This window comes from Pedobacter sp. Bi27 (assembly GCF_918698255.1).
Lineage (GTDB): Bacteria > Bacteroidota > Bacteroidia > Sphingobacteriales > Sphingobacteriaceae > Pedobacter.
The window spans coordinates 1,213,338-1,227,766 of sequence record NZ_CAKKMW010000001.1; the positions used below are offsets into that span (position 1 = coordinate 1,213,338).

8 protein-coding genes are annotated in these 14,429 nt (G+C 39.6%); all 8 read right to left on the minus strand.

What is annotated here, in order from left to right; all coding sequences use genetic code 11:
* Nucleotides 1-8: 8 nt before the first annotated feature.
* The 8 genes from LQ227_RS04885 to LQ227_RS04920 all read right to left on the minus strand — a co-directional run bounded on the left by LQ227_RS04885 (nt 9) and on the right by LQ227_RS04920 (nt 14,410).
* Complete coding sequence (locus tag LQ227_RS04885) at nt 9-2,093, minus strand: prolyl oligopeptidase family serine peptidase (protein WP_230148488.1); 2,085 nt, start codon at nt 2,091-2,093, stop codon at nt 9-11.
* A gap of 85 nt (nt 2,094-2,178) precedes the next feature.
* Nucleotides 2,179-3,612 carry a SusD/RagB family nutrient-binding outer membrane lipoprotein gene (locus tag LQ227_RS04890; protein WP_230148490.1) on the minus strand — a complete coding sequence of 478 codons (1,434 nt, stop codon included), beginning with the start codon at nt 3,610-3,612 and terminating at the stop codon, nt 2,179-2,181.
* Nucleotides 3,613-3,623: 11 nt separating this feature from the next.
* A complete protein-coding gene (locus LQ227_RS04895) occupies nt 3,624-6,758 on the minus strand; it encodes a SusC/RagA family TonB-linked outer membrane protein (RefSeq protein ID WP_230148491.1) in 3,135 nt (1,044 codons plus the stop codon).
* Between the two features lie 322 nt (nt 6,759-7,080).
* The gene (locus LQ227_RS04900) at nt 7,081-9,513 is read right to left on the minus strand and encodes an outer membrane beta-barrel family protein (protein ID WP_230148492.1); all 2,433 of its coding nucleotides are present in this window, start codon (nt 9,511-9,513) and stop codon (nt 7,081-7,083) included.
* A gap of 388 nt (nt 9,514-9,901) precedes the next feature.
* A complete protein-coding gene (locus LQ227_RS04905; RefSeq protein WP_215131673.1) occupies nt 9,902-10,630 on the minus strand; it encodes an acyl-CoA desaturase in 729 nt (242 codons plus the stop codon).
* Nucleotides 10,631-10,766: 136 nt separating this feature from the next.
* Complete coding sequence (locus tag LQ227_RS04910; RefSeq protein ID WP_025142534.1) at nt 10,767-11,264, minus strand: phosphoheptose isomerase; 498 nt, start codon at nt 11,262-11,264, stop codon at nt 10,767-10,769.
* 189 nt (nt 11,265-11,453) lie between these two features.
* Nucleotides 11,454-12,284, minus strand: a complete 831-nt coding sequence (locus tag LQ227_RS04915; RefSeq protein WP_230148493.1) for a FimB/Mfa2 family fimbrial subunit — start codon at nt 12,282-12,284, stop codon at nt 11,454-11,456.
* A 575-nt stretch (nt 12,285-12,859) separates the two neighbouring features.
* On the minus strand, nt 12,860-14,410 hold the full coding sequence (locus LQ227_RS04920; RefSeq protein WP_230148494.1) for a RagB/SusD family nutrient uptake outer membrane protein: 1,551 nt from the start codon (nt 14,408-14,410) through the stop codon (nt 12,860-12,862).
* Nucleotides 14,411-14,429: the final 19 nt, after the last annotated feature.

Below are 14,429 nucleotides of genomic sequence, written 5' to 3' on the forward strand. Positions count from 1 at the left end.
AACCATTGCTACTTCTTATCTATTAACTTCCTTTTAAGAAAATCGGCCGTTGCCTCACTCACCTTTAACCCGTTAGAAAATTTCATCCAATGATGGGTATCATCAGGAATGGCCAGAAATTCGAAATCAAACTTCTTATCTTCAAACCTTTTGGCCAAATCTACACTCTGGTTAAAAGCAACATTGCGGTCATCATCAGCATGTATAATCAATGTTGGCGATGTCCACGTGTTGATGTAACTCACCGGAGATGCTAATGTGGCTATCCTGGCGGCCAGTGCAGCATCTGGGGCAGGCTCCTTTCCTTCGGTTCCTGGATTACTAAACCTATAATTTACGCCATGAATATCTACCCCAGCTGCAAACAATTTAGAATCTTTTCCAAGCGCCAGTGCAGTTAAGTAGCCACCATATGAACCGCCATAAATGCCGATTTTAGGTTTATTGATATCCTTCTGGTTCGCTAACCATTCTCCTGCAGCCTTTATATCCTGATATTCTGCTGCTCCCTGTGCCCCGGCATTTAAAGGTTTATGAAAATCAAAACCATAACCAGTACCCAAACGGTAATTTACAGATAAAACCGTAAACCCCATATTTACCAGGTACTGGTTTAAAGCATAGTCAATTGAATAATAATCCATCGGGTTCCAACCCAAAAACATTTGCCGTTGAGGGCCACCATGAACATATACGATTGCCGGCTTGTTTTTATCTGCTTTTTTGGGAGAAAACAATTGTCCATATACGGTATTGCCATCGGGTGCCTTAAAGTTTACATGTTTTGGAATTACCATTTCTTTGATGGGAAAATCGTTAGGGATAAGTGATTCACCGATGAGTTTAACTGCCTTTTTATCATTTAATACAGCTGGTAAAAGCGGCCGTTCTGCTGTAGAACTTAAACAGAAAAAAGTACGGTTATCTCCCGAAATTACAGGATAGGCTTCGATGCCTTTGCCAAAACTCAATGCCTCCATGTTTGCCTTATTTACTGCTACTTTGTAAATATGCCTCCTATCTAAATCATCTGCTTCTTTACCTGTGTTTGCTGCAAAAACCAAAGTCTTTTTATCGTTGCTCAGTTTAACGTTTTCAACAGCAAAATTACCCGGGGTAAGCAATAAACGGCCAGATCCATCAGGATTAATCGCATACAAGTGCGGCCAACCGTCCTCATATGAAGTGAATATTATCTTACCATCGGCCCATTGTAAATTGGTACCACCATCAATTGAAGGATAAGAACCCCTGATCGTTTCGGGAGCTTTCCAGATCTGTTTTCCTTCTCCAGTATTTACATTAACCGTCCAGATGGCCCAGGGTTGATGTTTTCGCGTTAAAATCGAATCCGTTTCAATACCTGTTCCTGCTGTGCGGATAAAAGCAATCGCATTGCCGTCTGGTGACCAAACCGGTACATTATCTTTAGAAAAAGATGGTACTAACCACTGTATCGCCGTTTGCTGATCGGTATAAATACCTATAAAAGAATGATCTGTGCGGTTGGAAACAAACACAATCTTCTTCCCATCCGGCGACCATTTGTAACCTGAGTTGATGCCTTTTGCGTAAAATAGATTTTTTGCCGGAAACGATCCATCAATCGGGGCAACCATCACCTGACCTGCTTTGCTAAACAGCACCTGTTCGCTGTTGGGTGAAATAATGGGGTTATCGCCCTCACCTATTGCAATAACTTTTCCACCGCCAAAAGGAACAGCAAATACCTGTATTTTTGGTGCAATTGGAGATGAATTTGCGTTAACCGGTCCGCCATCTCTTCCTCCATGATCGCCGCCACGTACAAATACAATCCATTTGCCATTTGCAGAAATAGATAAACTGGTTAATTCCTGCCCATCATCATCATTATAATCTGTATTTTTTATTGCTTTATAATCAGGCGCTTCAGCAGTATAAATGTTTCTTTTCCCCTGTTCATTTGCGGCCCAGGCTATTTTAGCGCCAACGGGCGAGGCTACCAGTTGTGTGGGAAAAGGATAACTTAAAACTGATTTCAGTGTAAAGTTCTGCGCAAAAATTTTAGCGGCAGATATTAGTATGAGCAGTATAAGCAGCGATTTTTTCATTACTTGATATTGAGCGAATAAATTATAAAAAAAAGCCCTAACCGATGTGCAGTTAGGACTCTGATTATTGTTTTTTATAAGAATGTTACTGATCCCACCACAGTTTGGTTGTTCTTGCCACATCTGCCGGAACATTTGCTCCGTTTTTACTGCGTTCGCCCTGTGGATAATCCAAACGACGGATAAAAGTTGGAAGCACAGCGTTGGCCGGCATACCGAAATCCTTGTACTTGTAATCGAAACGGCGGGCGTCATTCCAGGCCTCAGGATTTAAATAGGTTGCAATGTATTTCTCTTTAAAAATCAGGTCTTTTGTTAAGGCCGCAGCACCAACATTAACAACAGGATTGGCCAAATAAGCATCTCTTGCAGTTGTCGAAACCAAAAGTTTATCCATATTAGCACTAATACCTGCCAAATAAGCTGCATAGGCTTTTGTTTTATCGGTATCAAAAGAAGCTTCAGCTTCGATAAATTTCAGCTCAGCATAAGTAACAATAAGTATTGGAGCAGTATTGCTGGTCCACGGAGAATTACTGGAAATATAACACTCATCTTTTGTGGTGTTTGCACCAGGCAATCTGTTACCTGCCCCATTTACGGTTCCGATGTAAGTGTTGTTAACGGTTTTATCGGTAATTTTTTCAATTCGTGGATCAAAAACAGTAAAAGTTGCACCATTTAAGGCATCAATAAACTGCTCTGAAAGCCATCCACCCAGCGATTGTTGCGAATTGGACAGTGCCACGTTGGCCCATGGATTACGCTCTTTAAAAGTAGCCATGCCGGCATCGTCCGCATTTGTGGTAAAAGAATTACTCAGCGCTGCCAATACTGCTGTAGGATTATAAGAACTTGTTTTACTTATTTTGTTCAATAATCTGGCTTTTAAACCATAAGCCATTTTCAACCAGTTTGCCCTTTCAGTGGCAGGAGTTTTCCCATAAATTAAATCGCTTGTAGGGGCCAGTTTAACTGTTGCATTGGTTTTGGCAAGTTCAACAATGGCTTCATCCAATAGTGCTATGGCTTGGTTATATACCTCCTGTTGTTTATCATATTTAGGCTTAAGGTTGTTAATGTCGAAAGCTTGCGAAAACGGCGCATCTCCCCATAAATCATTTACCAGGGTAAGGTTATAGGCAATAATTACATCGGCTACACCTTTATACTCGCTGGAGCCTTGTGCAACTGCCAGTTTTTTCATTTCGTTAGCATCGGCCATGGCAAAATAAAGTGCATCCCAGGTGCTAGTAAAATCAATTGCCTGATAGGTATCTCCGGCCGCATTAGCTGAAGGATTGGCGGTATATTGCACATAAGGGGCAACAATACTTCCGGCAAGGAAATTGTTATTTCCGATTTTGTAAGTTGATGTAGCCAACAATGCATTGAGTGTTGGCGTTGGAACCTGATTCGGATTATCAGACAATTTATCAAAATAATCGTCTTTACAACTCTGCAAACCCAGTGTTGCAATTAAAGCTGCGCACCATGTATATTTTATAATCTTTTGCATCGTAATTCTATTTAAAAACCAACATTAAGTGTAAACATAATTGTACGGGCAGATGGATAGGTAAATCCGGCAGAGCCATCATTGTTACTACCTGAATCGAAAGAACTCGATTCTGGATCTACACCATAATATTTCGTCCATAACCATAAATTATTTCCGGTAACGGATAGTGAAGCATTTTTGATTGATTTTGCAGGCAACCAGTTCTCCGGTAAATTATAGGTTAAACTTGCAGAACGTAAACGTACCCATGAGGCATCGCTTACAAAAGGCTCAGAAACGTTTCGGTAGTAAATGCGGTAATACCCTTCACCATAATCAACACCGTCTGGTCCGATCCGCTGCCCCATATAAACCGGCTTGGTGTTCGGTTGTCCATTGGCCAAAACGCCGTCAAACACCCGCACAGTTCTTCTATCTGCTGTGTAATCAGGCAATCCAAAGGCCGAATAAAAATCTTCTAACCAGTTGTATTTCTCAAATCCTAAACGCGCATCAAACAATACATTTAAACTGAAATTTTTGTATTTGAAAGTATTGCCCATACCAATAATATAGTTTGGCTGCGAATTACCCAGTAATTTTTGTTTGCCACCAGAAATGCTCGGGAATCCGTTTGCTCCAATCAGTAATGGAAGATCTTTATCCAGTACAATCGGATCTTCTGGCGTACTTCCATAATAACGGTTAAAATAGCTGCCATAAATATTGCCATATGGCTGTCCCTGGATCAGTTTCATCGTTACTCCCGCATTGCCATAACCTCTTGCGGCACCGTAAACAATTTCCGATATTCCGTTAGGCATACTCAATACCATATTTCTGTTGGCCGAAAAATTAACATTTACATCCCACCTGAAATCTTTTGATACAATTGGTTTACCATTCAATACCAGCTCAACTCCCCTGTTCCTGATATCGCCTGCATTGATTGATTTGGTTACATAACCTACTGCCGAAGAAATCTGCGTTTGGATGATCTGATCTTTGCTTAATGAATAATAGTAAGTAAAATCGAAACCTAAACGGTTTTTAAAGAACGACATCTCCAAACCAGCCTCGTAGGTATTGGTAAACTCGGGACGAAGATCGGGATTACCAAGGTTTGGAGCAATGGTTAAACCACCTGTTCCGGTTGGCAGCGAGGTATAAGGCGAATATCCAGTAAACGTAGAATATTCGGATGCATCCTTTCCGATCCTTGCATAAGACAAGCGCAATTTGGCCTGATTAATGACGGCAGGCAACTTAAACTGATCGGAAAACACGTAACTTAAACTTGCTGAAGGATAGAAAAACGACCTGTTTGCTTTTGGCAGCGTAGACGTGATGTCATTTCTTCCGGTTACGGTTAAGAAAAGGTAATTTTTGTAATCAAAAGTCGCTTCTCCAAAATAACCGATCAGTCTTTTTTGTCTCAGTGTTTGCGTTGGGGTAAGTACACCTGCATTAGCCAAATTAAAGAAATTGTACACGCCGAGGATACTGCCCAAAGTACCGATCTCTTTCGATTTGCGGTCGTAAAGCTCTTGTCCAAGCCTTAAAGTCCCGGTAATATCATCCGTTAGTTTAGAGGTAAGTGTGGCAACGATAGTGCTGTTAATAGTTCTAAACTTGGTATTGTATTCACCGTAATAACCCTGAGCATTATCATACATGGCTTCGGTAGCATACATCGGTCCGCGGGCAGTGCGCACACGGTTATCATTATACGTATCTACACCTAAGCGGTAAAAAAAATTAAGCCACTTTGCGGGATCATAACTTAGGCTTGCCCCACCGATAAACCGGTTAACATCACCTTTAAGCCTGTTGTTTGCTGTACCCCAGATTGGATTATTGGTACCGAAGTATTTTTGCGAACCATCTGCATTCTGATAATCTGCCACATCATAACGCGGCGACCAATAAGCCAAACTTTCGCCAAAACGGTCTGCACTATAAGTATATCCGCCAGAATTGGTGAAATTCATATTTACAGCGGCTTTAAATTTCGGACTGATGGTAAAGTCTGTATTTAAACGTCCCGAGAAATTTTTGTTATCGGTATTTGGCATCATCCCTTTTTGGTACAACTGCGAAAGAGAAGAGAAAAATTTAATCGCTTCACTTCCGCCAGTAACCGAAATCGAATTTTTAATTTGCTGACCTGTACCAAAAGCACGGTCGTAGTTATTGAATAATTGATCAGGGTGAGTCGGATCAATCAGTTTCGCTTCAGCAATGGTTGGCCCCCATGCCGGTCCAATTCCGCCTGGAGGGTTGGTATAAACGCCCAACACGCCTTGGGTATATTCTGTTTGTACATCCGGCGATTTCAACACTTCATCATAGCCGTAACTACTGTTAAAATTAACGCTAACGCCATTCTGCTTGCCTCTTTTAGTGGTAATTACCACAACACCATTTGCGCCTCTTAATCCATAAAGCGCGGTAGCGGCACCTCCCTTTAAAATATTGATGGTTTCAATATCCTCTGGATTGATATCTGAAGCCCTATTGGTTACACCTCTTGAACCATATGCGGTTCCATCGGGATTAGCCCCGACTGTAGAGGTAGAGTTATCAATCTGCACGCCATCTATTACATATAAAGGATCGCCAGAAATGTTAGGGTCAATAGAGTTAACTCCCCTGATCCGAATACTTGCGCCCTGGCCTGGGCCACCGCCAGTGCTTGAAATTGTTGCACCTGCAACCTTACCTTGTAATGCATTAAGCAAGTTAGGCTGGTGGTTATAATTCAGGTCTTCGGATTTTACAGATTGTGCAGCATAACCTAAAGATTTAGCCTGTCGGGTAATTCCCAGTGCGGTTGAAATGGTTACTTCCTGCAGTTCCTGTGCATCCGCAGCCAGCCCTACATTAACTGTGGTTTTACTGCCAACAGTAATTTCCTGCGTTTTATACCCAATAAGACTGATAACCAGTACAGCATTAGCTGATGGCACCTGAATGGTAAAGCTACCATTGGCATTGGTGGAGGTACCTGTTGTACTGCCCTTGATTTTTACACTTGCTCCTGGTAATGGACCTCCATCATCAACAGCGGTTATTTTTCCTGTTATTGTTTTTACCTGTGCCATTGTGGATAGGCCAATCAGTAAAATAAAAAGAAAAAAAAGTGAGGTAAAGATTTTTCTCATATCACAATTGTTTAGTTTAGGGGATTTTAGTTATATGCAATATAACATTTTTAGCACCAAAAACACGCACAAAACATGATCAATAAGGCTGTATTTCGTGCAAAATTTTACACAAACACCCTTCATCCTGCAAAATATTGCAAAAAACATCAACAAAAAACGCATAAACCGCCTTACAAGCTTAATTATGCAAAAATATTACTACTTAAAAATGGGTTAGCGTGGCTTTAACGCTTTTACAGAAAAAGAAATAGGGACATGAAAGAAAAAAAGCCTTTCCGAAAGAAATCGAAAAGGCTTAAAATGTATGTTAAATTGGGTTTTACTGCTGAACGCCACCGCCCATGCCACCTCCTTGTTGCTGATCTTGCTTCACATCGTCGTTTTTGATTTTTTTCTTTTCTGTAAATTTAAGTTTACCGAAAGAATAACTAAAGTTAACACCAAAAGAACGCAGCGGATAGTAAATATTTTGGCTCTGAAAAACTGTTCCGGTAGGTGTTATAGAGTTATTAACAGTTTGGATATGAAGATCTTTTGTGAAAGGGTTCAAAGTATTTACACCAATTGATCCTTTTTTGTTTAAGATATCTTTCTTGAATGATGCACCATAAAAGATCATCGCATCTGTTTTACCCTGATACGTTCTTCTTGGAGAATTCACTACGCCGAATAATTCAAAATTATAACCTTTACCAAAACCATATGCAGAACGGGCAAAAATATTATAGTTTATAAAAGTACCTGTATTAAAATTGGCTACCTTATTATCCACTTCATAAGTATTTAATCCAAAATTACTCATCAAAGTCCATTTTGGTTTAGGATTATATGAGCCAAAGACATTGAAACCGTAAGTTTGGCCAGTACCCACATTAATGTAAGTGGTTAATGGTGTATTGGCAGCAGTTGTAGTAAGTGAACTTTCGATTATCCCTCCTGTACGGCGGTAAAACACTGATGCATTAATTACCGATCCTTTTATAAAGGTACTGTAGCCCAACTCTAAGTTATCACTTAATTCAGGATTTAAATATGGATTTCCCTGCTGTAAGTTAATTGGGTTACTATCGTTAAGGAAAGGATTTAAATAGTTTTGACCAGGTCTTTGTAAACGACGGTTATAACTCAGTTTTAATGTTGCATTTCCTTTTAAGGTTTGAGATATGATTGCACTAGGGAACAAATTCAGATAATCATTCTTCTGAATTCCGTTAGCCTTGGTGTTAAAACTTATTGTAGTATATTCCGTTCTTAAACCGCCTTTAAACTTTAATTTTTTGGTTAAGTTGAAGCTAATTACACCATAAGCTGCGGCAACATCTTGATTATAATCAAAGTCTTGTGATGAAAAATCGAACTGGCTTCTAATTTTACGAAAAATACCTTTTGCGCCTACTTCTAAGGTTGTTGATTTAGAAAATGGGTACGTATAATCAGTTTGAACGGTGTACTCATTATTTTTACTGGTATTGTTTCTTTCAGTAGTTACTCCTGTTAAAGAATCCTGAGGAATAAGTGTATTACTAAACCTTTGCGGCGTACGGCCGGTAGATAGCTGCGCAGAAATAGAAAACTCTTCACCTTCTTTTTTAGAGGTCTTTTTATAATCGACATTCCAATCCATGTTACTGAATGTCATATCCATATCGCTGATATTTTTTTGACGGATATTATTATAAATAAAATCCGATTCACCTGGACCTCCATTTGAAAAACGGTTAAACTTTACATTAGAGCTAATGTTATTGTATGCATTAAAATCATAATCAACACCTAAACTACCATTTAAGCCATCTCTGCCCCATTTTGAGAAACCGTCTTGTGATAAATTGTTAACACCTCCATTGTTTAGTTTGGTGTTGTTAACGATGACAACCCTCGAATTCTGAGCGTATGCAAAATTTCCTCCTAATGAAGTATTAACACTTAAACGGCCCGTTTTTGCAGTTAAGTTAAATGCACCGTTGTTCTGACGTGTACCTGCAGAAGCATTTACCGAACCACTTACACCTTGTGCATTAGATTTTTTAGTAATAATATTGATGATACCCCCAGAACCTTCTGCATCGTATTTAGCTGATGGACTGGTAATTACCTCTACACTTTTAATCTGCTCTGCAGGGATCATTTTTAAAGCATCAGCAACGCTGCTGGCCATAGTACCGGAAGGCTTACCATTAATTAAAACGCGTACCGCGCCACCACGCAACTGCACGTTGCCATTAATATCAACCGATAACATCGGCACCTTACGCATCACATCAGTTGCATCACCGCCGGCATTTGTACCATCAGCTTCCGCGTTATAAACCATTCTATCGATTTTATTTTCGATAACCGCTTTTGTTCCCTGAACCTGAACATCGGCCAGCGTATTTTCGCTTGATGAAATATAAATTGTACCTATATTATTATCGGGTTTTGATGGCGTGGTGGTAACCAAAACAGATTTTGTTTTGTAGCCCATAAAACCGATCATTAGCTTATAAGAATCAGGCGATACATTTTGTAAGCTTAATTTTCCCTTTCCATCGGTTACACCACCGTTTACAGATTTGTTATCTTTTGCAGTAATCAACGATACCGTTGCGTAATCAATTGGTTTTTTAGTTAGCGAATCGAGTATAGTTGCGGTAATACGTCCGGTAACGGTAGATTTTTTTGGTCCTCCACCCAAGCCGCCGCCAGTAAACTGGGCATGCGCGGTAAAAAATAATCCAAGGATGAAGGTAAGTAGTAGAAGTTTTTTCATGTTAAAGAGTTAGTCTTTTGTAATTAGTCTACGCAAATTGCATTTTGTTACAATTATAAGCTATACTTTTTACACTAACTCTATCAATTTGCCGGCAAACACCACGCTTTTATCGGTAAAAGGAATTATGGATGACAGTAAGCCCCTTATTGCGCTTTGATTACACTCGAAACCATGAAATGAAACTTGCGACAGTCCTCCGACAGGATGACAAATTGTAAAGATTAATTCCGTGATTTCAGTATTTCCGTGGCGAAAAAAAGCTATGGCTAGTTTAGTGAACCAAACAGAAAAAAATAAATGGTCTGTGAGGACACAGACCATGGAATAAATCCCGAACATTCGGAATAGTATGATGGAGCACCTAGCTTTGGGCTTTAGTCTTCCCTTAAACCTTTCTGATTTTTATAATACGCATCCAGTGCAATACCTTCATTACTGGATAGGTTGGATCAAATTCCCACCATTTGGTAGCAAAGTTAGGACTGTTTGGTTTTTTATGGTGGTTATTCTGAAAAAGTTCGCCCATTAATAAGAAATCCCAAGGTAATGAGTTTTTGCTATGATCATCATTATCATGGTTAGAATAGCCATATTTATGACCACACCAGTTTACAATAGCCCCATGTAAAGGACCCATCAAAAAGTGGATCGGCAATAAAATAAATAGCCACCAGTGGTTGGCAAAAGCAACATAAAAACCAATGTAAAATAGTCCGCATGCAATTCTCCAGGCCCATGAATTTCCAATCTTATCCACAATTGGCCATTCAGGATAGTTCCCTTGGAAAGCTGGCTCTGGCTGTATTTTAAATTGCAAATAATTCATGTACATATTCTTCGTTGCAACCATCATCCCGAAAACATCTTTAAAAAAATGTGGCGAGTGTGGATCTTTCTCTGTGTCGCTATAAGCATGGTGCATCCGGTGCAGAATGGCATAAGCCCTGGGGTTTAAAAATGAAGAGCCTTGCGAGATCAGCAATATCAGATAGAAAAACCGCTCCCAAAAAAGCTCCATTTTAAACATCTTGTGCGACGAGTAACGGTGAAGGAAAAAGGTTTGGCTAAACAGGGACAAAAACCAATGGCAAAGAAAAAAAATGAAGATAATCATGTAAGGATGTGTATGCTTTATAAACGTATTTTGAGGGCGTTTAGTTTTAATCGAGTAGAAAACCGCTTAAATTAAGCGTTTAGACAAAAGAATCCTGTTCCAATACATAGAACAGGATTCTTTTTTAAATTATTTATTATCTGCCGAAATCGTCTTGAACACGTACGATATCGCTTTCATCTGATGGGTTTGAAGCATCGGTATGTTGCCATATTTCTGCTACAACACCCCAATCTTCTAAACCGATTAAACGGTGACGTTCGCCTTGTTGTAATTTGATCTGGTCTTTTGGAGCATATTTTTTCACTTCACCTTCTTCATCCGTTTGGCTGGTTTTAATGCCAACAGTACCGGTTACCACTTGCCAGATTTCGGCTCTGCGGTGGTGATATTGCCACGAAAGGCGCGTATTTGGTGCAACGATTAAAATTTTCGGACTTAATTTACCGCCAATTTTAAGGTCTTCAACATTTAATCCATCAAAATAAGTATCGGCAAATTGTTGCGCCTGTGCTTCATCTATTACAAAGAAACCACCCCAAGGGCGTGTTTCATCGCGGTTTACTACATTAAAACCTTCAATTTTTAAACGTTGTGCTACGCTTTCGAATATTTCTTTTTTGTCGTTTGTCATTGATAAAATATTAGTTTTCTAATGATTGTCGAGGTTCACAGGCATTAATTATTCTCCTGTGTGGTTGTATAATTTTCCGCAAAAATAAGCCTAATAAATTAAAAAAGCCCATTCGGGCTCTTTATTTTTTTGTTTCAGATCTTAAGCGTCATATTTACTGCAATAACCAGGCGTATGAAATGATTATAACTATTCCGTAACAGATGTAAAGTTCATCGTCGCGAACTGCCCGGTTAAGGTTGTGCGCTTATTTTTGGGAACACTAACCTCAACATATTTTTCTGTACTGCCATTCCTAATCCGTATGCCTACAGGAACATGAGTTCTGATGATGTAGTAACTTATGGGGCCATCTTTACTATATTTTAGTGCCGATCCAAAATCATTCTCCATTGCATTATAAGAAATTTGGGTTTCAATTCTATATGCAGTGTAATCATTTTGAAGGTCAATAATGTAATTTGGGAGATCGGTTACCACAACATTCAATAATCCTACAATCCTTTCCATTATCACCTCAATGGTTTGATCACTATTTACAGCGATACCCACCCTTTTTGCGAAAAATGTATCAGATGTTTTGTAAAACTTATCCAAAAAAAACTGTGTTGGTTGCCAATATTGAAAGTTCGCCTCTGCATAGGGTAAATAAACAGGCTTATCTTTATCCGCATCGTAAAATTGATTGATGCCAAATTCACTATTCGATCCAATTGCTACAAAATTATACGTTCCATTAGGCAGCTCAAAGTTGATCTGGCCAAATGTAGAACTTGTAGCCAGTTGTGTCTGCCTGGCCACCTCAGTGCCACCTGCTGTGTTGTAAGCTATAATAGTTAACTGCGCAATGAAATTTTTAAGTGGCTCGGTCGGAAAACCAACATTAGGCTCCCCTACATTGTGGTTTACTCCACCAAGTTTGAAGCCTATTTTGTTCTTTTTCATAGATTCAACTTGTCCACCAAGACCTTTTATACATGAAGATAGCATCACCGCTACAACACCTATTGTTAGCATCATTTTTTTCATAGGGCTTTTTTATAATAAATTTAAAATAATTAAAAACCATTATAGAGCTATCTTTAAAACTGTACCCATAATTGCAAACCTGTGCAATTAAAGTGTACAACTTTTATCTTTCAGAACAGGTTAAAAATTAGAAGCACTTTGTTTTGTGCAGCGAGTGCCTGGTAAAAGATTTTGCAAAACGTGCACAAAACCACTGCGTTTTAGGTTTGGATCGGGGTTAAGGGTTTATGTTAGACCTGTTTTTTTGATTTCCCTGGCGCTTGGCATTGATTGCGTTCTTCAGTTAAGGTAATGCGTTATTCGAGTAAGCAAGCAAAACGCCTAAAAATTCAACCTCGAAAAGATGTGTACACACGGATAGGCCATACGCTTTATCCCGATTGAAAATAATAGGGATGCCAGCTCCTTTAGGTTTATTAACAAAGAATAATTGAATGAAATCATCTTGAAAAATAAGGATATTACAAAACAAAAACGGATGCCCGATATGAGGCACCCGTTTTTTGTTAAAACATTTCTAATGGTCGGTGTGACACCATCCATTAGAAATAATAAAATACTGTTATTTAATAACCTGGGTTTTGAGTCAGGTTAGGGTTGTTTTTGATTTCTGAAGTAGGAATCGGGAACAATAAATGCTTGGTTTGCAAAGGTTGGTTTACACTTTTATTGATATGACCAACAAAATTATCAAAACCATTGGTGGTTTCATTGTACACTTTACGTAACCGCACCATATCAAACCAGGTAACGCCCTCATAGCACAGTTCGTGCCAGCGTTCTCTCCAAACGGCTTCTTCAAACTGTGTTTGGCTCAAACCTGCAAGATCAGCCAATTGCGCTCTTTTTCGTACTACATTTACCGCAGTATAGGCAGCAACATTCGGACTACCATCTGCCCTGTTCTGTGCTTCGGCATAAATTAATAAGGTTTCGGCATAACGGATCTGTGGAATATTCAGATCACTCCTGCTCGTACCTTCTACACCTAGTGTTCCATTTGCAATCAGATCGAAGTGTTTAAAAACATAAGGCTTACCGCGGTTAACCAACGGCATTTTAAATCCATCGGTATAATAATCGGTAAAGAAATAACCTTCTCTGTTTTTAGCCCTTAAATCTCCTGCCTCATAAGAACCATAAAAATCTGCGGTTGGAATAGCCGTTCCAATGCCATCGATTTTAGAAACCAATGGCTGGTGCAGCGGTAAATAAGATGATTGCAAGGGGTTACCAGATCCGGCAGCATCGTTATATTGGATTCCGAATAAATGCTCTACTTTATTGTCATTCTTCGCATCGTGCAGGGCTCCATAACCAGGGAACAAGCCAAGTGATGCTGGATTCCCGGTTGAATAATCGATTACCTCTTTGGCCTTATCTGCTGCTAATTTATAATACGCTGCTCCTTTGTTAAGGGGCTGTCCGGCCATGGTTAAATATACTTTTGCCAGTTCAGATTTAATTGCCGCCGTAGAAACACGTCCACTTGCATCCATAAAAGGCAAACCTGCCGCTTCTGCAGCAACCAGATCATCAACAATGAGTTTGTACACCTGCTCTTGTGGTGTACGGGAAGGAGAAAAATTGGGATCGTTAGGACTGGTAATCGGCTTGGTGATTAAAGGCACATCGCCCCATAAACGCACCAGGTAAAAATATGCCCAGGCCCTGATGAAAGCAGCCTCTCCTAAAATCCTTTTTTTCTGTGCATTATCCATCGGGTTAATGCCCGGAACTTTATCCAACACCAGGTTGGTTTGTGCAATCACTTTATAAAATCCGTTCCAGGTTTGGTTAACATGCAGGTTTGTTCCATCATAAATTAATGAATACAAATTGTTCAGATCGGAGTTTTGTGCGGTTTCGGTAGATTGTATACCGGTTGGCGCATCAAGCATCTGCCAGTTATTGGAATAAATACCGGCACCGTTTCCAAGAAACCTGGTCTCTGCATAAACAGCAGCAATACCTGCCTCAGCATGTTCTGGCAAAGTATAAAAATTATTGGGCGAAAGATTGGTGGGATCTGTTTCATCTAAAAACTTCTTACATCCTGAGTTCCCGATTATAGCGACGCTTAGCAACAACAAAGCAGCGATATTTTTTATGTTCATTTTCATTTTGATATCCTTT